The sequence below is a fragment of the Aquimarina aquimarini genome (assembly GCF_900299535.1).
GTDB classification, from domain to species: domain Bacteria; phylum Bacteroidota; class Bacteroidia; order Flavobacteriales; family Flavobacteriaceae; genus Aquimarina; species Aquimarina aquimarini.
Window position 1 is genome coordinate 94,410 of the sequence record NZ_OMKE01000001.1, and the last position, 23,526, is coordinate 117,935.

At 31.2% G+C, this 23,526-nt stretch carries 23 protein-coding genes; 10 read left to right on the forward strand and 13 right to left on the reverse strand.

Annotated elements, in window-relative coordinates; genetic code table 11:
• Positions 1-40 precede the first annotated feature (40 nt).
• The gene (locus DG508_RS00370; protein WP_159090561.1) at positions 41-1,138 is read left to right on the forward strand and encodes an alpha/beta hydrolase; all 1,098 of its coding nucleotides are present in this window, start codon (positions 41-43) and stop codon (positions 1,136-1,138) included.
• 94 nt (positions 1,139-1,232) lie between these two features.
• On the opposite strand, the gene DG508_RS00375 is transcribed toward DG508_RS00370, so the two are convergent.
• Positions 1,233-1,616, reverse strand: coding sequence for a hypothetical protein (locus tag DG508_RS00375; RefSeq protein ID WP_108866249.1), 384 nt, complete (start codon positions 1,614-1,616; stop codon positions 1,233-1,235).
• 228 nt (positions 1,617-1,844) lie between these two features.
• On the opposite strand from DG508_RS00375, the gene DG508_RS00380 reads away from it, so the two are divergent.
• The 3 genes from DG508_RS00380 (at position 1,845) to DG508_RS00390 (ending at position 4,762) form a co-directional block, all read left to right on the forward strand.
• Positions 1,845-2,309 (forward strand): Lrp/AsnC family transcriptional regulator, encoded by a 465-nt coding sequence (locus DG508_RS00380; RefSeq protein ID WP_108866250.1) that lies wholly within the window; start codon positions 1,845-1,847, stop codon positions 2,307-2,309.
• A 409-nt stretch (positions 2,310-2,718) separates the two neighbouring features.
• Entirely contained in the window at positions 2,719-3,276 is a 558-nt protein-coding gene (locus tag DG508_RS00385) for a sigma-70 family RNA polymerase sigma factor (RefSeq protein WP_108866251.1), read from the forward strand.
• A 103-nt stretch (positions 3,277-3,379) separates the two neighbouring features.
• Positions 3,380-4,762 (forward strand): hypothetical protein, encoded by a 1,383-nt coding sequence (locus DG508_RS00390; RefSeq protein ID WP_108866252.1) that lies wholly within the window; start codon positions 3,380-3,382, stop codon positions 4,760-4,762.
• A gap of 307 nt (positions 4,763-5,069) precedes the next feature.
• Here the strand turns inward: DG508_RS00390 and DG508_RS00395 are convergent, their stop codons facing one another.
• Positions 5,070-5,819 (reverse strand): DJ-1/PfpI family protein, encoded by a 750-nt coding sequence (locus tag DG508_RS00395; protein ID WP_108866253.1) that lies wholly within the window; start codon positions 5,817-5,819, stop codon positions 5,070-5,072.
• Positions 5,820-5,845: 26 nt separating this feature from the next.
• Positions 5,846-7,057 (reverse strand): MFS transporter, encoded by a 1,212-nt coding sequence (locus tag DG508_RS00400; protein WP_108866254.1) that lies wholly within the window; start codon positions 7,055-7,057, stop codon positions 5,846-5,848.
• Between the two features lie 137 nt (positions 7,058-7,194).
• Here DG508_RS00400 and DG508_RS00405 point away from each other — a divergent pair, with 137 nt between their 5' ends.
• The gene (locus DG508_RS00405; protein WP_108866255.1) at positions 7,195-7,809 is read left to right on the forward strand and encodes a DUF1684 domain-containing protein; all 615 of its coding nucleotides are present in this window, start codon (positions 7,195-7,197) and stop codon (positions 7,807-7,809) included.
• Between the two features lie 57 nt (positions 7,810-7,866).
• On the opposite strand, the gene DG508_RS00410 is transcribed toward DG508_RS00405, so the two are convergent.
• The 4 genes from DG508_RS00410 to DG508_RS00425 form a co-directional block, all read right to left on the reverse strand.
• A complete protein-coding gene (locus DG508_RS00410; protein WP_108866256.1) occupies positions 7,867-8,979 on the reverse strand; it encodes a porin in 1,113 nt (370 codons plus the stop codon).
• A gap of 150 nt (positions 8,980-9,129) precedes the next feature.
• On the reverse strand, positions 9,130-10,233 hold the full coding sequence (locus tag DG508_RS00415) for an outer membrane beta-barrel protein (protein WP_108866257.1): 1,104 nt from the start codon (positions 10,231-10,233) through the stop codon (positions 9,130-9,132).
• 406 nt (positions 10,234-10,639) lie between these two features.
• Entirely contained in the window at positions 10,640-11,005 is a 366-nt protein-coding gene (crcB, locus tag DG508_RS00420) for a fluoride efflux transporter CrcB (RefSeq protein ID WP_103865592.1), read from the reverse strand.
• Positions 11,006-11,068: 63 nt separating this feature from the next.
• Positions 11,069-12,106: an SRPBCC family protein gene (locus DG508_RS00425; protein WP_108866258.1), complete on the reverse strand. Its 1,038-nt coding sequence runs from the start codon at positions 12,104-12,106 to the stop codon at positions 11,069-11,071.
• Positions 12,107-12,199: 93 nt separating this feature from the next.
• On the opposite strand from DG508_RS00425, the gene DG508_RS00430 reads away from it, so the two are divergent.
• Positions 12,200-14,263, forward strand: a complete 2,064-nt coding sequence (locus DG508_RS00430) for a dipeptidyl-peptidase 3 family protein (protein ID WP_199912736.1) — start codon at positions 12,200-12,202, stop codon at positions 14,261-14,263.
• A 69-nt stretch (positions 14,264-14,332) separates the two neighbouring features.
• Here DG508_RS00430 and DG508_RS00435 read toward each other — a convergent pair whose 3' ends face one another.
• From DG508_RS00435 to DG508_RS00450, 4 genes are all read right to left on the reverse strand, one after another.
• Positions 14,333-15,127: a hypothetical protein gene (locus DG508_RS00435; RefSeq protein WP_159090563.1), complete on the reverse strand. Its 795-nt coding sequence runs from the start codon at positions 15,125-15,127 to the stop codon at positions 14,333-14,335.
• 107 nt (positions 15,128-15,234) lie between these two features.
• Positions 15,235-15,861: a response regulator transcription factor gene (locus tag DG508_RS00440; RefSeq protein WP_108866260.1), complete on the reverse strand. Its 627-nt coding sequence runs from the start codon at positions 15,859-15,861 to the stop codon at positions 15,235-15,237.
• Positions 15,858-17,753 carry an ATP-binding protein gene (locus tag DG508_RS00445; protein ID WP_108866261.1) on the reverse strand — a complete coding sequence of 632 codons (1,896 nt, stop codon included), beginning with the start codon at positions 17,751-17,753 and terminating at the stop codon, positions 15,858-15,860. The genes DG508_RS00440 and DG508_RS00445 overlap by 4 nt, the downstream gene beginning before the upstream one ends.
• A gap of 3 nt (positions 17,754-17,756) precedes the next feature.
• On the reverse strand, positions 17,757-18,290 hold the full coding sequence (locus DG508_RS00450) for a hypothetical protein (RefSeq protein WP_108866262.1): 534 nt from the start codon (positions 18,288-18,290) through the stop codon (positions 17,757-17,759).
• Between the two features lie 392 nt (positions 18,291-18,682).
• Between DG508_RS00450 and DG508_RS00460 the strand changes: the two genes are divergently transcribed.
• The gene (locus tag DG508_RS00460; protein WP_103865563.1) at positions 18,683-19,069 is read left to right on the forward strand and encodes a pyrophosphohydrolase domain-containing protein; all 387 of its coding nucleotides are present in this window, start codon (positions 18,683-18,685) and stop codon (positions 19,067-19,069) included.
• Between the two features lie 100 nt (positions 19,070-19,169).
• Here the strand turns inward: DG508_RS00460 and DG508_RS00465 are convergent, their stop codons facing one another.
• On the reverse strand, positions 19,170-20,240 hold the full coding sequence (locus DG508_RS00465) for a branched-chain amino acid aminotransferase (RefSeq protein ID WP_108866264.1): 1,071 nt from the start codon (positions 20,238-20,240) through the stop codon (positions 19,170-19,172).
• 286 nt (positions 20,241-20,526) lie between these two features.
• Between DG508_RS00465 and DG508_RS00470 the strand changes: the two genes are divergently transcribed.
• From DG508_RS00470 to DG508_RS00480, 3 genes are all read left to right on the forward strand, one after another.
• Complete coding sequence (locus tag DG508_RS00470; protein ID WP_108866265.1) at positions 20,527-21,030, forward strand: DUF4920 domain-containing protein; 504 nt, start codon at positions 20,527-20,529, stop codon at positions 21,028-21,030.
• A gap of 11 nt (positions 21,031-21,041) precedes the next feature.
• Positions 21,042-21,716, forward strand: a complete 675-nt coding sequence (gene mnmC2 / locus DG508_RS00475) for a tRNA (5-methylaminomethyl-2-thiouridine)(34)-methyltransferase MnmC2 (protein ID WP_108866326.1) — start codon at positions 21,042-21,044, stop codon at positions 21,714-21,716.
• An 85-nt stretch (positions 21,717-21,801) separates the two neighbouring features.
• On the forward strand, positions 21,802-22,707 hold the full coding sequence (locus tag DG508_RS00480) for a TIGR01777 family oxidoreductase (RefSeq protein WP_108866266.1): 906 nt from the start codon (positions 21,802-21,804) through the stop codon (positions 22,705-22,707).
• 88 nt (positions 22,708-22,795) lie between these two features.
• Here the strand turns inward: DG508_RS00480 and DG508_RS00485 are convergent, their stop codons facing one another.
• Complete coding sequence (locus tag DG508_RS00485; protein WP_108866267.1) at positions 22,796-23,470, reverse strand: YceI family protein; 675 nt, start codon at positions 23,468-23,470, stop codon at positions 22,796-22,798.
• Between the last annotated feature and the right edge of the window lie 56 nt (positions 23,471-23,526).

Sequence of the window (23,526 nt, forward strand, 5' to 3'; positions counted from 1 at the left end):
TCTAATGCATAAAGTGAATCTAAATATAAAAATTACTCTTATGAGAGCTCTAAAACATATGTTTTTCTATTCCTTTTTTTTGTTAGCAATAACCAATCTTTCTATGTATGGACAAGAAGGGGGTAAAAAGACGTTGGCAGATAGCGTATATTCTAAAGAACTAAAACAGTATCGGGAGTATACAGTATATCTGCCAAAAACATATTATTCTCAAGAGAATAAAAACTATGAATACCCAATTATTTATGTGTTGGATGGTAATAAAAGAAAAGATCTGGTACATACCATCTATCAATTTTTGGCAGATAATAAGAGACCGATGATTTTAGAATCTATCATTGTTGCTATTAATCAAGTTGATAGATCGTATGAGTTAACGCCTAGTAAAGGAACTCATTTTTTTAATGGAATAAAGATTCCTGAAACTATGAATATGGGAGGGGCAGATTCTTTTTATAAATTTATAAAAAATGAACTACATCCTGAAATACAAAAAAAATATAGAACCAATGATTTTGTAAACCTTGTTGGACATTCATTTGGAGGACTTTTTGCACTGCATGCTATGCAGGAAGATGCCTTTTTTAAAGGTGTTATTGCAATAGACCCTAGTTTATGGTGGAATAATGGGGGGGTAGTAAAAGAGTATAACTCATTTTTTGAAAAGAATAAGAAACATAATTCTATGTTATTTCTTGCAGAGGCTGGACCAAAAGAAGATAATTTACATTCTATAAGTATAGAGAAATTTAGAAACCTTATGGAATCTCACAAAAAGGAAATGTCAGATTTTGAATCTATTTTTTACAAAGACAAAAATCATTATACAGTTTTGATTCCTGCAATTCAAGATGGATTGACACTACTACTAAATGATACTAGCTTTAGACATTTAGATAGTAGAATGACCAAGGAATATGTAAAAGGAGAATTCAGTAAAAAATCATCAAAGATAGCTGTACAACTACAGCCATCACCTACACGAATTGTAACCTATGGAGATTTGTGTATGATGAAGAGTATGCCAGAAAAAGCATTAGAATTTTATAAGTGGGCAATAGAAAGAGGTGTTTCAGATAAAAAATTAGAAGAAAAAATACTTCGAGTAAAGAAAGTAATTTCAGAAAAGAATAATTAGAAAACAATATAAAAGAGACTATAGAACTATCTGTTGTAAAGAGTCTTTATAACAGATGGTTACTTTTGTTTATAGGACTAGCTTTTTTTAAAATCTATAAACTCATCATCCATAAACGTTGTAAGCGTCTAAATTTACGAAGTTCCCTACGTAATAGAATTAAAAACTCTTTTCCGTTACTCTCAGATTGTTCTAGGCGTTCACAATTTTTATATAGCCTATTAGTAATATGTATAAGAGAAGTTGCTTGTTTTATACGTTCATCTTGATATGCTTGATTCTCTGCTTTGATTATTTTAGGAGCCAATGCATCAGATTGCCTTATAATATCACCAGTAAAATAAATATGAGGATTTTCATTACCATTATGTTGTAGTGCAGATAAATCATGAACAAGATAATTAGAAATACTCCTAGAAAGTGTAAATATCTCTAGTGCCTTTTTATATAATCTTTTATTTCTAGGCTTTGATCTCATAATGGTTTGCTAATTCAAAAATAATGCTATTTTTGCTATTAGTACTTTAATATTTAAGGTCAAATGGCTAATTTGCTTTAACTATTGATTAATATTGTTATTTTTTGATTAATAATAAAGGTCTTGTGGTTGGCTTATAAAATGCCTAGATATAGATGGTATGAAATCATGAATTAATGGTAAATACAGATATTCAAAATAATATAAATAGGCAATAAAAATCAATACATGAAAATCGATACGACCAATTGGGAAATTTTGGAATGCCTACAACAAAATGCACGGTTATCTAATGCAGAAATAGGTAGAAAAGTAGGGTTAAGTTCTCCTGCTGTAGCAGAAAGAATAAAAAAAATGGAAGATTATGGTATCTTAAAAGGATATCAAGCAGATGTTTCTTATACAAAAACAGGGTATCAGCTAAAAGCAATGATTACATTACGAGCGTTTATGGGGAGATTAAAACCATTTCTAATAAAAGTTGCTGATTTTAAAGAGGTCATGAATTGTTATAGAATTACAGGAAACGAAAATATAATTATGGAGGTTATATTAAGAGATCAGATGCATCTACAAGAATTTATAGATCGTTTGATAACATATGGAGAGGTTAAAACTCATATCATATTATCTAATCTTATAGAGAACAATCCAATTACAAAAAATAAAGAATTGAACGGGACAGAAATTTAATTTTTGGCATAAGAATTGATATATTTGTAGTATAAAACATCTTTATCTTGTGTGAGGACATTAGTTAGGGAAACTAAAGAGAGTACGAGGGAAAGATAAAAAACGTCTGGAGTAATTCAGGCGTTTTTTTCGTTATTTAAAGAATCTTTTTTTTATTTTTATAAAGTAGGAAATGCATCTTTTTATACCTTTTTCAGTCTTATAGATATAACATATAAATTTATAAAATTATGAAAAATAAAGAATGCACCTGCACGTGTTCAAGTTGTGCAGAAGGACAATGTGGTAATTGTTTAAACACAGAATGTACTAATTGTTAATTTATAGTATCGGTTCGGTGATATCAAAGTAAGTCAAAATGATATCTTATACTATCACCGAACCAATATAATCTCTTTGTTTTTTCTTTATGGAAACAATACATTTCTGGGAAACATATCAGGATGATATTAGGATTTTTATAAAAAGTAAAGTCAAAAATGATCATATTACAGATGATTTGGTACAAGAAACTTTTATAAAAGTCCATAATAAGAAAGATACATTAAAAGACGAATCAAAAATTAAATCTTGGTTGTTTACTATTGCAAGGAATACGGTCTATGATTTTTTTAAAGAAACGAAACAACAGACGATTGAAATTGTAGAAGAGTCTACATATGAAGAAATAAATATAGAGCCTGAGCACTCTGAGAAAGATTGTTTGCCAGGGCTAATTAATGCACTACCCCAGAAATATAGAGTTCCACTATTTTTATCAGATATAAAAGGGTATAAGCAGGAACAAATAGCAGAACAACTACAATTGCCGATATCTACTGTAAAATCTCAGATACAACGTGCTAGAAAACTGATTGTTAAGGGATATATGGAGTGCTGTAATTACACCATGAATAACAAAGGGAAATTAGTGGGCGAAACCAAAAGCAAAGAAAACTGCAAAATTTGTAATAAAAAAAAGCATTAAAATACTGCATAAGTATAGCAAGTGGTGTTATTTTTATGCTACTTAATTATAAAACTGTAGAATTGTGCAAGTGCTTACTCTCAAAAAGTACCTTTTTTTTAGCATGCTATTTTTTACAATAGTGAGTTCTAGTCAAAATACACTCACCCTCAAGAAAGGTATTGTAAAAGATTCTTTGGTTATTCCTTCAACAGGAAATCGTTTTAGTATTTATTTACCCAAATCGTTTGATTTGAATAAAAAATGGCCAATACTTCTAGGGTTTGATTCTACAGGAGAAACTGGTAAAACTGCGACGTTATATAAAAAAGTAGCTGAAGAACATGGGTATATAGTAGCTATTAGTAATTTTCTAGAAGATCAAAAAGAAGGAAAAAAGATAAAGTATGTCTCAGATTTTATGAATCATGTTTTTTCTCTTTTTCCTATTCAAGATAGAAGAGTATATCTAATAGGGCAGGAGAGTGACGCCAGACTAGCAAGTCTTATTCCTCTAATATATACTGATGAGGTTTTTGGGGTAATTGCAATAAATGATAGTTATTACTATACTCCCGAAATAAAAAATAAAAAGAATTTTTCTTATCTAGGTATCGTAAGTGCCGATAATTATAAGTATTCCAGCTTTTTAAATAACAAAAAATATCTAAAAAACAAGGCAATACCCGCAGATGTCTTTGTATATCAAAAAACAATAGCAGATCAGCGCTCAGAATTGATAGGCAAATCACTTTCTACATTTACTCTTCAGGCAATGGCAAAAGGAAGAGTGGCAAAAGACACACTTTGGGTCAAGAAACTCTTTCAAAAAGATATGATACAAGTGACATCATATATAGATACAGGGTTGTTTTTAGAAGCTTATAATGAAATAGAACGCATTCGTAGTAAATACGGGATGTTTATGCAAACGACTCATCTCAAAGAAAAACAAAAAGAAATAAAAAAAGAAAAAGAATATAAACGTCAGAAACGGTTGCAAACTAAGTATTTTAAGAAAGAACGTTTTCTCAAAGAACTATATGCATATTCTTTAGATATTGATGTAAAAGAAAAAAAGTTTGAAAATTTAGGTTGGTGGAAATATCAAATTTTAGAATTAGACTCTCTGCAACAGAAAAAAGAAAAATATGCTCATAATATGGCGTATAGAACCAAAGGCTATATGAAGTATCTTGTTGATACTTATAAAAAAGTAGTATCTACTACCAATAATAATTTAGAAGAACGATTACTTCTAAATATCTTAAGTACTATAATTGATAAAAAAGACTTTATGTCCTATCTAGAGGTCATCTCATTGAGTGCTGCGGATCAAGATAAGGAAACTGCTCTTTTTTACTTAGAGCAATTATTAGAAAATGGGTATAATGATTTTAATAGATTATATTCCATAGAAGGAACTTTATCTATAAGAATGTCTGAAGAATATAATAGAATGATCAAAAAATACCTTGGTAAATCAAAGTATTTCTTTTCAAATTAAATTGAAATCTTAAAATTTTGTGTATTTAGTCGAATATTTGTGTTTTTTATCGTTGTTTTTTTTGCTGGTACTGTTTTTTTGCAGTATATTTACAATAAGAAATAATACTTTGGTGTATGTCTCAAAGCTAACATTTTAGATTGTATGACGATACGGATTAAAATATTAGTTTGGAATACATCAGGGTCGAATTAGGTGTGAGGACATTAGTCTTAAAGACCCCAGATCTTGAGCTAAAGAGAGTACGTAATTTAACCCTATATATAAGAAAGCGTTCCGATAAGGAGCGCTTTTGTTATATACTAATTTATTTGATGACTAGATAAGGAATATTTTTTAAATCCCAATCAATAACTAATCCTTTGGCAAGTGATTTTGTGATCTCAGAGCCATATAGGTACTCACATAAATACAATGCAGCTTCAAAACTCTTTGCACCTCCAGCAGAGGTAATATATTTTTTATCATGCACAAATAAGAGATCATGTCTGATATCGAGTTCAGGAAACATGGCACGCATTGTATCGATATCACCAGGAAAAGTAGTAGATACACTATGATCAAGTAAGCCAGCCTTGGCAAGTACAAATGCACCGTCACAATGAGAGGTTATAAACTCAGCAGTTTTATCAACTTGTTGTACAAATTTAATCATAGCCTTATCATTAAGATCAGTATCCAGATGGTGTTCTGCACTAGGAACAACAAGTATATCTATTTTTGGTAAAGAATCTAGTGTGTAATTATAATCAGGAATTATTTTTAACCCTTCAAAAGTTGTAATAGCTTCATCTGTATTGGCAACTGTAAAAACATTCATCTGTTTTATGTTTTTGCGATATTGTGTATGTTGAAAAATGTCATAAGGGGCTGTTAATTCAGTATTATAGGTTCCATCCATAATTAAGAAAGCAACATTATAACGATTTGATACTAGTTTAGGAAAAACTTTTTCTTTTTTTATAATCGTTGTTTGATGTGTTTCCTTTGGTTGATTTTGTACCTGTGAACAACCAAAAATCAATACTATAGATACGACAAGAAATAAATGTTTCATTAGGATAAAGATTGAAAAATAATAAGCTAATTTACAATAGTTTTGGGTTCAGATTTTCGTTTTACTATATAAAGTAAAAAGATTCCTAATACAGAAATAAGAAACATTAAAATCCACGTAAAATCATAACCAAAATTATTGATTAACTGCATTCCTGAGTTATGTCCAAAAATATGAGAAACAGAAAATGCCATAGTATATAACCCCATGTATGCTCCTTGTTTTCCTTTTTTTGAACGATCAAGAGCAAAAGCATTTCCAAAAGGGAAAGCGACCATTTCACCAAATGTAGCAATGACCATTCCTATAATCAAAATCCCTGCCCAGGGAGTAAGTAAGAAGAGGATAAAACTTATTCCTGTAAGTGCAAATCCCCAAATTACATTTGATATTTTAGAAACTTTCGTTTTTTCTAAATAAGCAATTAAAGGCATTTCAGTAAAAAATATCAGCGCACCATTAAGAGCCAATAACAAGCCGATTTTTTGCTCTGATAAATGATGTATCTCTTTGTAATACAATGGGATGGTAGAGAAGTATTGAACGAATATAAACCCGAATAATGCTAGTGCAATCAAAAACAATATGTAGATACCATCTTTATGGGCTTCTGTAGGGTTGTCAACAATGACTTCTTTGTCAAGTATTTTAGCCTTTTTAGGATGTAAGGTTTGTGTCATTACGATTCCTGCGATAATACAGGTAATCCCATCTACCCAAAATAAACCATAGTAACCTATTGATGCTATAATGATACCACCAATAGCTGGTCCAGCAGAAAACCCTAGATTAATAGCTAGTCTAATAAAAGTGAGCGATCTTGTTTTATTCTCGGGTTTGCTATAAGCACTTAATGCTACAAAAAAGGCAGGTCTAGCCATATCGGCAATAGCAATTAGGAAGAAAAAACTTATACAGATGCTCCAAAAACTTGTGAAATATTGAATAATAATAAAAGATACTCCTGTTAACAATAAAGAAAGGAGAATGACTTTATAGTATCCTATTTGATCACATAGTTTTCCTCCTAACCAAGCTCCTAAAAAAGAACCAAGGCCATAGCTAGTCATTACCCATCCTGCTTGTTGTAGAGAGAAATCTAAACTATCTGTTAAGTACAAGGATAAAAAAGGGATAACCATTGCCCCTGATCTATTAATCAATGTAATAAAACCTAGCCACCAAACTTCTTTTGATAAGCCAGAAAAGGATTTGAAATATTGGAGAATAATTTTCAAGAAACTACTTGTCTTTTGTATTAAAGTTTTAAATAATTGAATAAAAATAGTTTTTTATCTATGATTAAAGCACATTTCTGTTGAAATTAATTAGTTAACTAATCGTAAATTGTACTTTTGCAAAAAAATAGGGGCAAGTGTTTAGATTATCAGTTTTATTTGTTTTTTTTATTGGAAATATAGTAGCGCAAGATTCTACGACGGTAAAAAGAATATTATCTTTTCAGGAAAAGTTGAATAAAGATTTTACTACAGAAGAAATATCACCGTTACCATCAAAAGCTATAAAAAATTTTAAAACTCTTGATTTTTTTGAAATTGACACTTCTTTTTGTATTCGAGCAAAATTTATACGTACCCCTCATGAGACCCCTTTTATCATGAAAACGACCACAGGAAGAGAGCCATTGTATGTAAAGTATGGAGAAGCTCATTTTGTGTTACAAGAAAAGAAATGTGTCTTGATGATCTATGAAAATCAAGGATTAAAAACACAGCCAGAGTATGAAGATTATTTATTTCTGCCGTTTACAGATTTGACCAATGGAAAATCAAGTTATAATGGAGGACGTTTTATAGATCTCAAAACCCCCAAAGATGGTTTTATTCTCATCGATTTTAATACAGCATACAATCCATATTGTGCATATAATGATCGTTATTCTTGTCCTATTCCGCCAGAAGAAAATAATCTAGATATAAAAATATTGGCTGGAGTTAAAAAATATGATAAACATCCTGAAAATAAATAAGAAAAGCGTCCTGAAAATTCAGAACGCTTCTGTTTAATATGTTTTTTTAAGAGGTTTTTAGAATTTGTATACCGTTCCAAACACAAATGAGAAAAGATTCTTAGTAGCTTCTCCGTCACTATCAATAAAAGAATTTTCAGAAGTAGTATCTAATCGAAATTCAGGTTTTAAGGTTAAATTACCGATAGTATAGTTTCCTGTAAGTGTAGTAGCAATTACATCTCCGTCACCTTCAGTATCTAATCCAATTACGTTGGTTAACCCTCCATTGTAAACAGAAAAATATTCTCCTCTTAAGCCAATAGAAAATTTATCAGAAGCCTTGTATTGTGGATACAAAGCAACTCCATAAAATCCTGATGTATCTCCTGATTCTTGAGGCTCTGTAGTTACATATGTAGCATTTGCACCGAGATAGAATTTATTGTTGAGGTCCCAACTTGTAGTAAGATCAGCATTAAAAGTAGGGCCTACTTCTCCTGGTTCTCCCTCATTACCATATCTAAAATTAAGATAAGCACTGCCTTTATCAACCTCATAGCCCAATTGTGCCCCAACGATATAAGTGTCAAAAGGATTATTTTCTGTATAATCACTTGGGTTCATTATAGAAAGCATTGCAGACCATTTGTCATTAATGGAATAATCAGCTTTCAATCCTGTGTGAGATAATGGCCCGTAGGTAAACATATACGAAGTAGAATAATTAAAATTACCTGTAGGGGCAATCAACTCATACCCTATATATGTATTAAAATTTCCAAAAGTAAGAGTAAGTTTTTCTGTAGCATTCCAATACACATATAATTGATTGATGATTTGAGCAGATTCATCAGAATTAAACACTGCATCTTGACCTCTTGGTCCAAAAACAAGATCAGCAACAAAACCAACTTTTTTATCTTCATATTTCAAAATGGTATTCACCATCCCTAAAGCAAAACCACTTTCATCTACAAAAAAAGTTTTTGGAGCTACAGAATTGTCATTAGGTGCATTAAAATTGTGTCTATAATACCCATCAACAGATCCTGATAAGCTTACTTTTGATAGTAATTTATCTAGAGTGTTCGCTGGTTTTTCTTCTTGACTAAAAAGTGAATAGCTTGAAAAAAGTAAAGTAAAAAGAGTTACTGTTTTTAAAAAGTTTGTAACGGTTTTTGTTTTCATAATTGATTGTAGTTCTCGTAAATATTTTAATAAAGGGCGTAAAACTATATAAAAGAATTTTAACAGGAACAATATATGTTAATTATTTTGTGCTGTATATTAAGTTGATATTCATGTTTTTATAATTAAAACAAGAGTATAGTCATATGATCAAAACTTGTAGATAGATCCAATTACAAAAGAAGAAATACTTTTTGTAATCTCTCCTTCTCGATCAATAAAAGAGTTTTCTGAAGTGGTGTCTAGTCTAAATTCAGGTTTTAATGTTAGATTCCCTATAGAATAATCCATAGTAAATGTAGTAGCTAGTACACTCCCATCCCCATCAAAATTTAGTCCAATAGCATCTGTTAATCCACTATTATATACAGTAAAATATTCACTTCTTACTCCTATAGAAAGATTTCCAGATATTTTAAGCTGAGGATATAGTGCAACCCCATAAAAACCAGATGATTCTTTACCTTCTTCAAGTTTGGTTGTTAGGTAAGTAGTATTTATTCCCAGATAAAAGCTTGGAGTGAGGTTCCACCAAGAAGTAAGATCTACTTGAAAAGAAGGGGCTACTTCCTTTGGTTTTCCTTCGTTACCATATCTTATATTGAGATAGGTATTTCCGTTATAACCTAATTGCCCACCAATAATATAGGTGTCAAAAGGGTTGGTTTCAGTATAATCTGTAGGGTTCATTATGGAGAACATAGCAGACCATTTTTCGTTAATTGTAAAATCTGCTTTTAACCCTGTATGTGAGAATGGACCATATGAAAACATGTATGATGTAGAGTAATTAAAATTTTCTGATGGAGAGATGACTTCATATCCTAAAAAGGTATTAAAATTACCAAAAGTTAGTTTAATACTTTTGGTAATATTCCAGTATGCATATAGCTGGTTGATAACTTGAGAAGAACCTTCAGAGTTAAAAACAGCATCTTTTCCTCTAGGGCCAAATACTAAATCAGCTATAATACCTGTTTCTTTATTTTTATATGCAAAAATAGTGTTAGCCATTCCTAATGCAAAACCACTTTGATTAACAAAAGAAGTTTTTGGAGCTATAGAATTAGTGTTAGAGGTGTTAAAATTATATCTGTAATACCCATCTATTGATCCTGATAAATGGATGTTTGATGTTATGTTTTTTACCGATAAAGAAGTGTCTTCTTGCAATGCGTATGTGGTATGGCACAAAAATAAAATAGTAATTAGAAGATTTTTTTTGAAGAAATTTAGTACACTTTTTGTTTTCATAATCTTTAGGGATTAATTTGAATTTTAGTTTTTAATTGTGTATTAAATTTATTTAAAAACATTAGTTATCCTATTTTTTTAAGGGGTTTATTGGTTTTTTTTATCATAATTTTATTTTATACCTTGTAAAAAATAGGGTATACTTGTTATAATGGTGTTTTTTTAAGAATTTGAATTTAAGGTTTTAGCTTTTTGAAGTGTTGTGTTAGTTCTAAAAAGGAATAGATTAGGGATAAAGAATGTTTAAAAAGCTATTTTAGATGAGTTATAAATCAGTGTAATGCGTTAGGTTTTTTTATAGAATATCAGATAAGTACGCCAAAAGAAATAGTTGCCTTGGTATTTCTTCGAGTTATGTTAAAAAATCATTTTAAACGAACACTTTATGGGTATTCTCAAGGAGAGTTTATTTAGCAATAAACATTCCTAAGAAAACAAATAAAAACCCAATTATAAAAGAGCCAAGAGCATAGATTAGAAAATGTAAGAAATCACCAGATTTAAGTAACATATGATTCTCATATGCAAAAGTAGAAAAAGTGGTAAATCCACCACAAAACCCAGTAGCTAAAAGAGCAACGGTGTTTTGAGATATAGTATTGTTTTTTAGGGCAAGGCCTAAGATGATTCCTATAAAAAGACTCCCTAAAACATTAGCAGTAAAAGTTCCGTATGGGATACCTGTAGTAGAGCTATTGAGATATTTACTTATAAGATAGCGTAGTATGCTGCCTGTACCTCCGCCAATAAATACCAAAAATAGTTGTTTCATTAGTTTAATAATTTATAATACTGCATTTTATCAGATGATAAAATGCAGTGTGTTATAATGCTTTTATAGTATAGGTACATAAATTTCGGTAACCCACTCTGCGGGATTTGGTTGTAGAGAAGGTTGAACTCTATAGACCTCAAAGGCAGGAGAAGTTGTATTGAGTTCTAAGTTGTTTTCTGAAATGTATTTATAAGCAGTATTCCAAGCTTCTTTTAAGTTATTGTGATCTCCTTTTAAAGTAGTTTTTACAATTTTTTGCCTTGGCAGAAAGTCACAGAGAATTGAGCTTTCTTTTGGAGTAATGACTTTATCTCTTGTAGGGATAGCTATAGAAAAAATTGCGGTTCCATGATCTGTGTTGTATTCGTTATATAGAGTAAATGGCATGCCTGTTTGAGGAAGATTGTTTTCTTTCATGTACATAGAAACAGCAGGAAGCATTTCTTTTGTTTTCTCTTGGATAACAGCGATTGATGTGGCTGTTGCGCTATACATATAAAAACCACCACCATGTTCGGTCACCCCGTCAACATTGATTGAATATTTTTTCATTTTTTCATTTACAAAAACATCAAGCTTTTTAAGTCCATGAGCATACATAGGCTTTATCATTTGTGCCATTGTACTATCTTGTGTCAATCCATATACTTTTTGCATAAATGATTGCGTTCCTTTGGTGCCCCAAGTAACTTTGGTTTTTTTTCCTTCTATTTTTTCAAACTTCCAATATACATCACTATAAATATCACCAACTACAGGGACATTCATTGTGAGTTGTTGGTCTATGCTAGAAAAGGGGGAAACTTTCTTGGTTTCCATTTTACCACTAGGTTGTGTTTCACTTTTCCAATTATAATAAGCGCCTTTTCCGCTAGTTTTATCAGGATACTCCATGATAAAATCATCAGATTCATCCATCCAAGGACCCCATTTATCCCAAGTTTTATATTCGTTTATTGTGCTAAATAATAATTCATCTGGAGCATCAATTACCCTACTTTCCTCTACTTGAAACTCACCATCAATTGTGGATACATAAACAGCACCACCAATAATTACTAATAATAATAGAAAAAATAAATACTTTACTATTTTCATGTTTAGTTAGATTAGATTGTTTGGTCAGCTAATATAATCAATATTTAACATCCTTTATTTTGTTACATTTGCCAAAACAATAAAATAGAACAAATGAAACTCAATAGAACATTGTTTTTTGCAGCCATCATAGGTTTGATGATTGGGTGTAAAAAAGACCCAAAAGCAAAAGATCAAGTTGATCAAACTGCAGAAAAACAAGAACAGGAAGGAGAAACAGCAACGCAAAAATTTGATTATGTTGTAGAGCAATTTGCTGACCTTAAGATTTTAAGATATCAAATACCAGGATGGGAAAATCTTACCTTGAAAGAACAAAAATTGGTGTATTATCTTACTCAAGCAGGATTGAGTGGACGTGATATTATGTGGGATCAGAATTATCGCTATAATCTTACTATCCGTAAGGCATTAGAGAAAATTTACACTACTTATGAAGGAGATAAGAATGCTGCAGACTGGAAAGCTTTTGAAACATATTTAAAACGTGTTTGGTTCTCAAATGGAATACATCACCATTATAGTAATGATAAGATTAAACCTGAGTTCAGTAAAGACTACTTTAGTTCATTGCTTGCTGCTACAGGAGTTGAGTTTTCTAAAGAAGTATATGAAGTAATCTTTAACGATAAAGAAGCTAAAAAAGTAAATCAATCAAGGGGAGTAGATAATGTAGCATTATCTGCTGTGAATTTTTATGGGCAAGGAGTGACAAACGATGATGTAACTTCTTTTTACGCTAAGAAAAAATCTCCTGATGCAACAAAACCATTGTCTTTTGGGCTTAATTCTCAATTAGTAAAAGAGAATGGAGAATTAAAAGAAAGAATATATAAATCTGGTGGATTATATGGAGCTGCGATTGATGAAATCATCAAGTGGTTAGAAAAAGCACAAGGAGTAGCAGAAAACAAGGCACAAGGTGATGCACTTGGTTTATTGATCCAATATTACAAAACAGGAGATTTACAAATCTGGGATGATTATAATGTTGCATGGACAGCTGCTACAGAAGGAAATATTGATTACATCAATAGTTTTATAGAGGTGTATAATGACCCATTAGGATATAGAGGTTCTTATGAAACTGTTGTGCAAATCAAAGATTTTGATATGTCAAAAAAGATGTCTGTGTTATCAGAAAATGCACAGTGGTTTGAAGATAATTCTCCATTGATGGATGCACATAAAAAAGATAGTGTTGTAGGGGTTTCTTATAAAGTGGTAGCAGTTGCAGGAGAAGCAGGAGATGCCTCACCAAGTACTCCAATAGGAGTTAATTTGCCTAATGCCAATTGGATTAGAGCTGCTGTAGGATCAAAATCTGTTTCCTTAGGGAATATAATAGAAGCGTATAGCAATGCAGGAGGTTCAGGAAGGCTAAAAGAGTTTGTAAATGATAAAGAAGAATTTGAGTTAGAGGAAAAATATGGTCAGTTGGCAGATAAATTGCATACAGCATTACATGAAGTAATAGGGCATGCCTCTGGACAATTAAACCCTGGAGTAGGAGAAACTAAAGAAACGTTAAAAAATTATGCTTCTACGATGGAAGAAGGTCGTGCTGATTTAGTTGGACTATATTACTTGATGGATCCAAAGTTGCAAGAACTTGGGCTGGTAGAAGATTGGGAGAAAACAGGTAAAGCTGCCTATGATGGATATATCAGAAATGGATTGATGACACAATTAATTCGTTTGAACCTAGGAGATGAAGTAGAAGAAGCGCATATGCGTAACCGCCAGTGGGTAAGTGGTTGGGCTTTTGAGCAAGGAAAGAAAGATAATGTAATAGAGAAAGTTACCAGAGAAGGGAAAACGTATTTTAATATTAATGATTATACCAAGTTACGTGAGATTTTTGGGCGTTTATTACGTGAAACACAACGCATTAAGTCTGAAGGAGATTACAAAGCGGCAGAAGCTTTGGTAGAAGGTTATGGTGTGAAAGTTGATCAGGCAATACATGCCGAGGTATTGAAACGTAATGAGCAATTTACATCTGCTCCTTATAGTGGTTTTGTAAATCCTGTATTGGTTCCAGAAACCAATGAAAAAGGAGAAATTACTAAGATCAATGTAACGCAACCGAAAGATTTTGTTTCTCAAATGTTAGAATATAGTAAAAACTATAATTTCTTGCCTGAAGTAAACTAAGGGTTTGTTTTAAGAAATTCTAAAAACACCTACTTTTTTATAGTGAAAAAGCAGGTGTTTTTTTGTTTATTAATCAGGTTTTTGAGCAACATTTTCAGAATTATTCCCTTTACTTTCAGAAAGAGAAAAACCAATGTTGATACCAATCCCAAGCCATGGTTTTTTGTCATATTTCCAGTTTACTTCGGCATCATTGTTTCCTAAGAAATCTATTCCAGAAAATAGCCCTAGATTAATGTTTTTGTCAAAATGAAGAATTAGGCCTAACGAAGTGCTAAATGCACTTGCTGTTCTTTCCTCGTTAACATTACTATTTTTGTTATTCAAGTTTATAGAAGATAGACCTATTCCTATTGAAGGTTCGTAAAGCCATCGATCCTCGATTTTTTTGTTAAACCTAAATTGAAATCCAATGTTCATTCCAAAATTTATATTTTGCTCAAAATCAAAGTCATCTATTCTAATTTTAAAAGGAATTGTATAAAATCCTGCTCTTACTCCTCTAAAAGAAGAATAAATAGGGATGGTATATTTGTTGAATACCTCTCGAGGCATACTATGATGAATAGAGGAATTATTTGTTGTTTCGTAAAATAGGGAGTTAAGTTCAAAGCCTTTGTTGTTTTTATTAGTAGAATCTGCTACGAATCTATTTACTGTGAATATGATATCATCTTTTTTTTCATTACCGTCTGATGCTGGTATGATGTTGATTACTTTGATTTTGTATCCTTTCTTGTAGTTTAACGCTGTCGAGGTATTTGTGTAATTAGTATTAAATATGTAACTGGCATGTAGTTCCTGTGTTTTGCCATTGAATGAGTATAGTAGACAGAACACATAAATAAGGATGAATTTTTTCATGATTTCCAAGGTTTTTTGTTTCATATATTTCAAAACTACCTTATAATCAAGTACAAAAAAATACCCATAGCAGGGTATATTTATTGTTTTCTACTATTTATAAATCTTTAAAAATCGTATTTTTTTTCGATGGCATAGCGTAATAATTCACCTTTACCTTTTATGCCAAGTTTGCGAATGATATTTTTGCGATGAGTCTCTATAGTTGATACAGAATTAAAACGTATTGCGGCAATTTCTGAAGAGGTTTTTCCTCGACCGATAAGAGTTAGAATTTCTCGCTCACTTTTGGATAATAACTGTTTTTTTGAGGGTTGTTTTGCATCTTTAGAAAAAAGTGAGAGATTGATAGCAGCATCAAAATAAGTTTCTCCTGCAACAACTTGTTTGATAGCTGTTAATACTTCTTCTAGAGGAGAGTTTTTTAGTAAATACCCAGATGCTCCCGCAGCTATCATTTGTCGCACAGCATCCTCTTGATCAAACATAGAAAAACCGATAATTTTGGTATGAGGTAATTCCTTTTTTATGATTCTGGTAGCGGCAATGCCATCAATTTTAGGCATTCGTATATCCATTAATATCACCTTGGGTTGTTTTCGTCTTGCGATAGTGAGTAATGCTTCACCATCATTAGCTACGCCAACAATACTAATTTCTTCTTCATACTTAAGAAGTAATTCAATCCCATCAATTAGAGACTGGTGATCTTCTGCGATAGCCACGGTTATCATATGGGTATATTTATGATGATATTTGTTCCTTTATTAATAGTAGAATCAATTTCAAATGTTCCTTCTAGATGTTCTATGCGTTTTTCTATGGTTGCTAACCCCATTCCGTCTTTTTCTGGTAATATTTTGGCATCAAATCCTTTACCGTTATCTTCTACAATAATATTAAGTAGAGAATCATGATTGGTTAGAGAAATCTGAATTTCTGTTGCGTCGGCATGTTTGATTATATTAGTAATTAGTTCTTGGATGATTCTAAAAATTGAAATTTCTAAAGTGTTATCCAATCGCTCTTCGAGTCCATATCCTTGTACTTCGATTTGTAAATGTTTCCCATTAGATGCTTTTTTAGCCAGATTTTTGATTGCAGGTAATAATCCTTGATGTGCCATGACACCACTATTCTTTTCATGGGCGATGGTTCTTACTTTTTGATACGCTTCTTCTAGTAGGTTATCTGTTTTAGAGTATAGTTCTTCTATATTCTTGATTTTAGGGTTGTCTTTATTGTTTCGTAAATGTTGAAAGTGAAGCTTTACCGTGGCAAGGGTACTTCCTAGATTATCATGAAGATCATTAGCAAGCCGTTGACGCTCTTTTTCTTGTCCCGAGATCATTGCATCAATGGCAGTGAGTTCCTGTTCTTTAAGTAGTTTTTCGGTTTTTTGAATTTCAAGTTCACGTTCTTGTTCTGCAATACGTTGTTTTCGTTTGGTGTTTTTATGTATAAGTAGTGCTATGATTGTTGCAACTATTAAAACAAAAAGAGAGCCTATTAATAGATTTCTGTTGCGTATTCTGCTGGCCTCAGATTTAAGGTTGGTATTTAGAAGTTGAACTATTTTTTTTTCTTTTTTTTCAGTTTGATATTTTGTTTCGATATCAGAAATTAAATTAGCTCTTTCCAATAATTGTAAACTATCATTAAGAATATATTTCTTTTCTAAGAAATAAAGAGCGCTATCAGTTTTATTCTGTTGTTTGTAGTTTTTATAAATATAATCCGTAATAGCAATTACATCTTTCGCATCTCTTTTTTCTATCAAACTTTGATCAATTTGATTAAAATATTGCATTGCTTTATTGTAATTGCCTTGTTCTTGTTCTAGTGTTCCCAAGTTGTATAATAGATCATACACATGTTTTTGCCCATAGTAGTATTTGATTTTTTTATATGAGTTAATAGCGTTATTGTAGAATTGCCTTCCTATTTCCGGATTTTTTAAGATTAGATCATGGTGTACTCCTAATAATTGCGAAAATCGTCCTTCAAAAAAGGGTTTGTTTTTCTGTTTTGATATTTGAAGGTAATGTTTCCCAATAGGTAAAGGATCTTCCGAATAATCTTTTTGATATACTATTTTACCCAAAATGCTACCCATGTAAAAATAATTGGCATATAGCTGTTCGTGATTGTCATATGCTACTTTTTTATATTGTTTTGCGTAATTATAAAAAGCATTAATGTCTTTTTGATTTTTAAAATGGTATACCAAAATACGTTTTAAACTTTCGCAGATTAAAGGTGTGTTTTTTAACTCTTCAGAGAGTTTTAAAGCATTAAAGTAATTTGATATTGCAAGACTGTCAGGGTTTTTATGTTGATTACTGATGATATAATAATCCCCTGAGGAAAGATGAAAAAAAACTTTCTGTTTTTGTGATAAAGAAGGGTACTTAAAACCCATTAACAATGGGTTTATAGTAGTTCCTTCTTTTAAATAGAGATATTGTTGTTTTAAGAAAAAATCTTGTGGATTTGTAATAGAATCAATCTTGTATTTAATTTTATGAAGATTAAATACTCTTATGTCATCAAAATCCGTTGTTAAGTCTTGTGAGAAAACAATGCTGGTAAACAGGAAAAATAATATTGTTGTTTTTAGAATCAAATTTTAGTTAGCTATTTGGAGTTGACAAATTTTTGAAGCAATACAAACTAACGGTCCCGATCCTTCTTTTTTTACTTCTGTTTCTATCATGTTAACTGTATTTGTATTTTTGATTTCTATTGTTTTATTATAGATGTTTTCATCTTTTGAAGGTATATTATCAACTTCTTTTATAGTAAAAAGTATTTTTTGAATATTTTGTTTTGAATGTGTAAGTAGCTCTAAGTTAGTTATTTTATAGTTGTTTCCAAATAATCTTCTTATAGAGAAGTCATCAAGAATAATGCTGTTTTCTTTTTTTATAACTTTAGTTGCAATTGCAAAAACATCATTAACATTAGTGCAAGGTGATTCAACAAAAATAGTTTGGAATCTATATGGATTATCCTGATTTTTTTCTTGAGGTATGACATTTAAAAAGAACTGGTTTTTTGATTTTACCTCTCTATTCTCACATTTTGAATCACAATTGGTGCAACAGCTATTAAAAAAAACACAAATTAAAGATAGATAAATAATTTTTAAAGTAATTTTCATGATATAAGAATTTTATAGTTATTTAGTTTCTTCAAATCTCTCCGAAAAAGCATCATCAATCCATACCCAATACAAGGTATATTTATTAGGTATTATATAAGTGGGGTAATTTTATGTATCAGTATCTAGAGGATACCAGTGTTGTATGTTTACAGATGATTAGGGGTGTAAATAGGTTTTTAGTGCAAATAGTAACAAAATAAAGATGATAAAACCTACAAGGATAAAAAGGCTACCTTTGTAATATTTGCGATGTAACTTAATATCTTTACGATAGCTGAAGATCATCAAAAAGATAAAAGCTACCACAAAAAAACCTGCAAATACTAACTGACCTTGACTAAACATATTTTGTTACTTTTACAGCAAAGATAATCTATAAAAATATACTGATGAAAGATAAAATTGCTGCAGTACAAGAATTTCATACTTCGTTTAATATTGGGTATAAAAATGAACCTATAGCAGATTTAGGAGAAGCTAAAAATACACTTCGATTTAATTTGATGAAAGAAGAAAATGAAGAGTATTTTGAAGCAGCTCAAAATAACGACCTTGTTGAAGTGGCAGATGCGTTGGGTGATATGTTATATATATTATGTGGTACAATTATAGAACATGGAATGCAGCATAAGATTGAAGAGGTGTTTAATGAAATTCAACGTAGTAATATGAGTAAATTAGGAGAAGATGGTCAGCCAATTTACCGTGAAGATGGTAAGGTGCTAAAAGGGCCTAATTATTTCAAACCTAATATAAAAGAGATATTGGATAAGTAAGTCTGGTAAAAACGGTATTACTTTTAAATAAAAAAAAACTCTTGAATACATATTCAATTTTTTTTTTTTATTTAAAAATGATGTTATAATTTTCTAGCATCTAGCATACTTTATGTCTCCATCCAAAAGAATCCTCAGCTTTATTATATTGTATATCCATCAGCGCTTTTTTAAAGTAAGAAGCATAAGAGTTCTCTTGTTTTTCTAATTCATAATGCTCTCCTTTATAGCCAAAAGATTTTATAGGGCTTATTACAGCAGCAGTTCCTGCTCCAAAAATCTCTTTTAAACTTCCGTTTTTGGATGCGGCTACAATTTCACTCACCTTTACAGGCCTTACATCTATATTAATACCTTCTTTTTTGGCAATATCGATCAAACTTTTTCGTGTAATTCCATCAAGGATACGATCACTTGTAGGAGCGGTAAGAAGTGTGTCATTAACCCTAAAGAATACATTCATAGTTCCAGCTTCTTCCATATATTCATGAGCATTAGAGTCTGTCCATATAATCTGTTGGTAACCTTCTTTTTTGGCAAGGTTTGTTGGATAAAATTGTCCTGCATAGTTACCAGCAGCTTTGGCATATCCAAATCCACCACTAGCAGAACGGCTAAACTTTTCGGCCACTAAAACACTTACATCACCACTGTAATAAGATTGTGCAGGTGAGCATATGATCATAAATTTATACTCATCAGCTTCAGAAGCAGAGACACTAGCTTGTGTTGCAATAACAAATGGACGTATATATAAAGAATTACCAAAACCAGATTTTATCCAGTCATTATCCAGTTTTAATAAGGCCTGTAGCCCTTCAAAGAAATAATCTTCAGGAAATTCAGGAATAGCTAAGCGCTCAGCAGATTTATTAATACGTTTGAAATTCTCATCAGGTCTGAATAAGAAAGTATTTCCTTGATCATCTTTATACGCTTTCATACCTTCAAAAACAGCCTGTCCGTAATGAAAAACACGTGCAGAAGGATCCATTGTTAGTGGTCCGTAAGGGGTAATTTCTGGCGTTTGCCATTTTCCATTTGCATAGTCACAGACAAACATATGATCAGTGAATATCTTTCCAAAATCAAGATTTTCAAAATCTACCTGCCCTATTTTAGACTCGCTTGCCTTAGTGATTTTTAAGGTTTGAGGAATTGTGTTTTTCATACGTTTAGAACTTTTAATTATTTGATGCTAGATTTATTTAAAAACTCAAGAATTCTCAGTGTTGATTAGATTCTTACTTTTCGTATGTTTTTATTTTGTTTGAATACTTTAATTATTGAAAAAAATAAAGTATCGATACAATAGTAAATTTAGCGTCTATGTTTTTTGTCCGAAAATCATGGTAATACTAACACCACATGAGATTCCCTACAAAAATACTTTTTTCTATTAAAATAAGAATTCTAAAAATGTTTAATTTTACAAATCATTCAGATATTGAAGAATTATGAAAAATAATATACTATTTCTTATTGCTGTTTTAGTACTGATTAGTTGCAATTCAGTGCAAAAAAAAGATACTTTCTCTACCTCAGATATTTCTATTGAAGATTATAAGAGTTTTGGAGAAAAAGTAGTTTCAGATAAAATATATGATACCAGTACTATAACAGATACCTATGATGGTTTAAAAGAAGGAGATTCTATAGATGTTTCTTTTACTGGTACAGTGAATAGTGTTTGTAAGGTAAAAGGATGTTGGATGAGAGTTGCCTTAAACAATGATCAGGAGACGATGGTAAAATTTAGAGATTATGGATTTTTTGTGCCTAAAGATATAGAGAATGATACAGTTATTGTTCAGGGTAAAGCATTTGTAAGTGAAATGTCTGTAGAAGATCAGAAACACTTTGCGAGTGATGCAGGTAAAACAGAAAAGGAAATAGCTAGTATTACTAAGCCAAAGCGAACATATTCTTTTGTAGCAGAAGGAGTTTTGATAAAAGAATAATGCAAAGAGAGATACAAAGAGAAATTGTTACTACCGCCGATGGCTCAAAAACTATTCATTTACCTGAACTAAATGAACATTACCATTCTAAACATGGAGCGGTTAATGAAGCTAAGCATGTTTTTATAGAAACAGGGTTGCATCATGTTTTAGGTAAACATACATATGATCCGTTAAAAATTCTTGAAATTGGATTTGGTACGGGACTTAATGCATTTATAACTTTTCTAGAAGCAGAGAAAATCAATCAAATGATTGATTATGTAGGAATAGAAGCATACCCTGTACACTATGATGAAGCGATACTTATGAAGTATCCAGAGACACTTTTTGCAGAACAAAAAGAAATCGTTTTTGATACTATGCACAAGGTGAAATGGGAGCAGAAAGAGAAGGTGTCATCTACTTTTACTCTTACTAAACGTAAGCAATTATTTGCTGAGATTAACGACAATGATTGTTTTAATCTTATCTATTTTGATGCGTTTGGAGCAAGGGTTCAACCCGAATTATGGACAGTAGATATTTTTAAAAAAATGTACACAGCTCTTAGATCAAATGGAGTTCTGGTTACTTATTCAGCCAAAGGGAGTGTAAGGCGTGCTATGCAAGAAGTTGGTTTTGTGGTAGAAAGACTACCAGGACCACCAGGGAAACGAGAAATGCTTAGAGCGACCAAAAAATAATGAGACGGTAAACGATTGTTAAACTATAATAAAGAAATAGGTTTTGTAATACAGTGACATTATTTTGTAGCCAAATATCGATACGATGAAAGTTTTAATTACAGGAGCTACTGGTTTGATAGGTCAAGAAATAGTAAGTCTTTGCCATCAAGCAAATTTTGATGTTAATTATCTTAGTACAAGTAAGCAGAAATTACAATCTTTAGTTAACTATAAAGGCTTTTATTGGAATCCCAAAGAAAGAGAAATTGATACCAATTGTTTTCAAGGAGTAGAAGTGATTATAAATCTTGCTGGGGCAACAGTAGCAAAACGATGGACATCTTCTTATAAAAAAGAAATCTTAGAAAGCAGGATTCATACAACTTCTCTTATTCTAAAGACTTTACAAAATACAGCGCATAATGTTCGTCATATAATCTCGGCAAGTGCTATAGGGATTTACCCTGATTCTTTTCAGAATTATTATATGGAAGATAGTGATAAAAAAGATACAGGTTTTTTAGGAGAGATAGTTACACAATGGGAAAATGCCGTTATGCAATTTAAGACGATTGGGGTTGATGTAAGTATACTCCGTATTGGGTTAGTCTTATCAGAAAAAGGGGGAGCATTTCCAAAAATGGCAAAACCTATACAGTTGGGTCTGGGAGCTTTCTTTGGTCATGGTAAACAATGGCAGAGTTGGATACATGTAAAAGATCTTGCACGTATGTTTATGTTTATAGCGCAAGAAAAATTAATAGGGGTTTATAATGCAGTATCTCCCAATCCTATTTCTAATAAAAAACTGACACGAGCAATCGCAAAAAAGTATAATAAAAAAATAGTAATGCCATCTATCCCCAGATTTATGATGAAATTAATGTTAGGAGAGATGTATATTTTGCTGTTTTCTAGTCAGCGTGTTTGTAGTGATAAGGTTATGAATTCAGGTTTTTATTTTGAATTCGGCAGTATAACTCAAGCAATAGATGTTCTCGTAGAGTAATCATTATTTCTTCTTCTTGATTATTAAATAAAAAAACCTGAATTTTATAAAATTCAGGTTTTTTTATTTCTGCTATAAAGCTATATACCTATGAATTAGGAGTTGCTTTTAAGCTTACTTTTAATTCGATATCATCTTTTATAAACTTATCACCTAAGTTTTCAAAAACAGATTTAGAACCATAATTTACACCCCAATCTGTACGATTAATAGTAAATGCCTCTGTTGTTAAAGTGATTGCATTACCTTCAACAGATGTTGTAATAGGGAATGAAATATTTTTCTTGATACCTTTTAAAGTAAAGTTACCTTCAAGATATGTTTTTCCTTCTTTTTCTGTAATTCCTGTAATTTCAAAAGTAGCTTTAGGGTATTTGGCAACATTAAAGAAGTGATCTTCTTTTCCTTCACCTTCACCTTTAAGGTGGCCTTCTAATCCAGCTTTTTCATCACCTTCAAGATCAGTAACATTTATAGATGTCATATCAATAACAAAAGAGCCACTTTCTAATACACCTTCTTTTGCTGTAAGTGTTCCACTAGCTAGTTTTATGGTACCAGTATGTTTTTCTGTAGGTTTAAATCCAACCCAGTCTATAGAGCTTGATGCAGCATCTACAGTGTAAGTAACAGCTTCTACAGGAGCCTCTTTAACCTCTTCTGCAGAGGTAGCTTCTGTTTCGTTCTTTTTCTCTCCCTTGCAAGAGAAAGCAGATATTGCCAAAGCGGCAATAGCAAGTGCGCTGATAAATCTAATTTTCATAAGTATTAGTTTTTTAATTTAAAAAATTAGGTCAAAAGTATTTTTTATAAAAAATA

What these genes read in the sequence shown, in the direction of transcription:
- DG508_RS00370 (WP_159090561.1), top strand. Translation starts at nt 41, where the DNA reads ATGAGAGCTCTAAAACATATGTTTTTCTATTCCTTTTTTTTGTTAGCA.
- DG508_RS00375 (WP_108866249.1), bottom strand. Translation starts at nt 1,616, where the DNA reads ATGAGATCAAAGCCTAGAAATAAAAGATTATATAAAAAGGCACTAGAG.
- DG508_RS00380 (WP_108866250.1), top strand. Translation starts at nt 1,845, where the DNA reads ATGAAAATCGATACGACCAATTGGGAAATTTTGGAATGCCTACAACAA.
- DG508_RS00385 (WP_108866251.1), top strand. Translation starts at nt 2,719, where the DNA reads ATGGAAACAATACATTTCTGGGAAACATATCAGGATGATATTAGGATT.
- DG508_RS00390 (WP_108866252.1), top strand. Translation starts at nt 3,380, where the DNA reads ATGCTATTTTTTACAATAGTGAGTTCTAGTCAAAATACACTCACCCTC.
- DG508_RS00395 (WP_108866253.1), bottom strand. Translation starts at nt 5,819, where the DNA reads ATGAAACATTTATTTCTTGTCGTATCTATAGTATTGATTTTTGGTTGT.
- DG508_RS00410 (WP_108866256.1), bottom strand. Translation starts at nt 8,979, where the DNA reads ATGAAAACAAAAACCGTTACAAACTTTTTAAAAACAGTAACTCTTTTT.
- DG508_RS00415 (WP_108866257.1), bottom strand. Translation starts at nt 10,233, where the DNA reads ATGAAAACAAAAAGTGTACTAAATTTCTTCAAAAAAAATCTTCTAATT.
- crcB (WP_103865592.1), bottom strand. Translation starts at nt 11,005, where the DNA reads ATGAAACAACTATTTTTGGTATTTATTGGCGGAGGTACAGGCAGCATA.
- DG508_RS00425 (WP_108866258.1), bottom strand. Translation starts at nt 12,106, where the DNA reads ATGAAAATAGTAAAGTATTTATTTTTTCTATTATTATTAGTAATTATT.
- DG508_RS00430 (WP_199912736.1), top strand. Translation starts at nt 12,200, where the DNA reads ATGAAACTCAATAGAACATTGTTTTTTGCAGCCATCATAGGTTTGATG.
- DG508_RS00435 (WP_159090563.1), bottom strand. Translation starts at nt 15,127, where the DNA reads ATGAAAAAATTCATCCTTATTTATGTGTTCTGTCTACTATACTCATTC.
- DG508_RS00440 (WP_108866260.1), bottom strand. Translation starts at nt 15,861, where the DNA reads ATGATAACCGTGGCTATCGCAGAAGATCACCAGTCTCTAATTGATGGG.
- DG508_RS00450 (WP_108866262.1), bottom strand. Translation starts at nt 18,290, where the DNA reads ATGAAAATTACTTTAAAAATTATTTATCTATCTTTAATTTGTGTTTTT.
- DG508_RS00460 (WP_103865563.1), top strand. Translation starts at nt 18,683, where the DNA reads ATGAAAGATAAAATTGCTGCAGTACAAGAATTTCATACTTCGTTTAAT.
- DG508_RS00465 (WP_108866264.1), bottom strand. Translation starts at nt 20,240, where the DNA reads ATGAAAAACACAATTCCTCAAACCTTAAAAATCACTAAGGCAAGCGAG.
- DG508_RS00470 (WP_108866265.1), top strand. Translation starts at nt 20,527, where the DNA reads ATGAAAAATAATATACTATTTCTTATTGCTGTTTTAGTACTGATTAGT.
- DG508_RS00480 (WP_108866266.1), top strand. Translation starts at nt 21,802, where the DNA reads ATGAAAGTTTTAATTACAGGAGCTACTGGTTTGATAGGTCAAGAAATA.
- DG508_RS00485 (WP_108866267.1), bottom strand. Translation starts at nt 23,470, where the DNA reads ATGAAAATTAGATTTATCAGCGCACTTGCTATTGCCGCTTTGGCAATA.